A 1,164-nucleotide genomic window follows, 5' to 3' on the forward strand; every position below is an offset into this window, starting at 1 on the left:
AAAAAGCAACGGTGTTAGGTGTCAAGCACCGTTGCGTTTGCGTCCCGGATTCTCGCGTTGAGGATAATGATCATTTTTCGCATGACGGCGACGAGTGCGACTTTGCTCGGCTTTCCCTTTTGCTTGAGGCGCTGGAAGAACGCCTTCATGTCCGGATCGAAACGAATGGCGGGCAGCGCCGCGACGTAAAGCGCGTCGCGCAGCTGTCTTCGACCGCCTGCAATCATGCGTTTGCCGCGCATCAGTCCGCTATCGCGATTAAGCGGCGCAACGCCAACCAGCTTGGCAATCTTTCCTTTGTCCATATGCCCCAGCTCCGGCAGGTCGGCCAGAATGAAGCATGCCGTTCGCAGGCCGATTCCTTTGAGTGACATCAAAACCTCAGCCTTCCGGCCAAGGTCCGCATCAGCTTTCAGGCAAGCCGTCATTGCGTCCACAATAGTCTGGCGCTGATCGAGCAAGAAATTCAGGCTTTCCTCGACCCAGTCTTTCGTTTGCCCGCTCGCCTTTTCCCGGCGATTTTTCTCCTGCACGATCATGTGCGACAATTGTCTGTAACGGCTAACAAAATCCGCCAGAACCCGTTCCCGGGAGGAGCGTTGAAGCAGAATTCTTGTTTCCATGCGCCTTGCATAATCGGCAAGAATGAAGGCGTCGATCCTGTCGGTCTTGGAGAGCTGGCCACCGGCACGTGCAAACTGTCGGACCTGCTTCGCATTGACCTTGGCAACGGGCAGTCGTGCGGCCTGCAAGGCGGCAACGACATGGCGTTCGTAACCGCCGGTCGGCTCAAGGACCAGCCTTTCGATCCCCTCCAGAGAGACCACAAAGGTGAGAAAATCAGCAATACCTGCCGGGGTGTTTTGATAGGCGGCCATCTGGCCATCGGGCAGAACGCAGACATCCAAAGATGATTTTGATATGTCGATGCCGACAAAACGACTAGTATAAGACATGAGGCTGGTCTCCCTTATACGCGAGCGCGAAGCTCTCTCAACGGTGCGACAAGACCTCAAAAGCTGCAAAGGGTTCTGCTTTTTTACGAACGAAAGTTCCTGCCGGGCATGACCCAACCTCTTTGCAGCCGTCAGTGCGGTGTTGCATTCACCCCAATGACAAACGAGGCCGGAACGAAGTTTACCGTTCCGGCCTCAAATGTATAAG

1 protein-coding gene is annotated in these 1,164 nt (G+C 55.1%); it reads right to left on the minus strand.

The genetic code is table 11. The features are described 5' to 3' along the window. Positions 1–14: 14 nt before the first annotated feature. Positions 15–956: an IS110 family RNA-guided transposase gene (locus F9K78_RS21780; protein WP_025089827.1), complete on the minus strand. Its 942-nt coding sequence runs from the start codon at positions 954–956 to the stop codon at positions 15–17. Between the last annotated feature and the right edge of the window lie 208 nt (positions 957–1,164).

Origin of the sequence: Brucella pseudintermedia (assembly GCF_008932435.1) — a bacterium.
Lineage (GTDB): Bacteria > Pseudomonadota > Alphaproteobacteria > Rhizobiales > Rhizobiaceae > Brucella > Brucella pseudintermedia.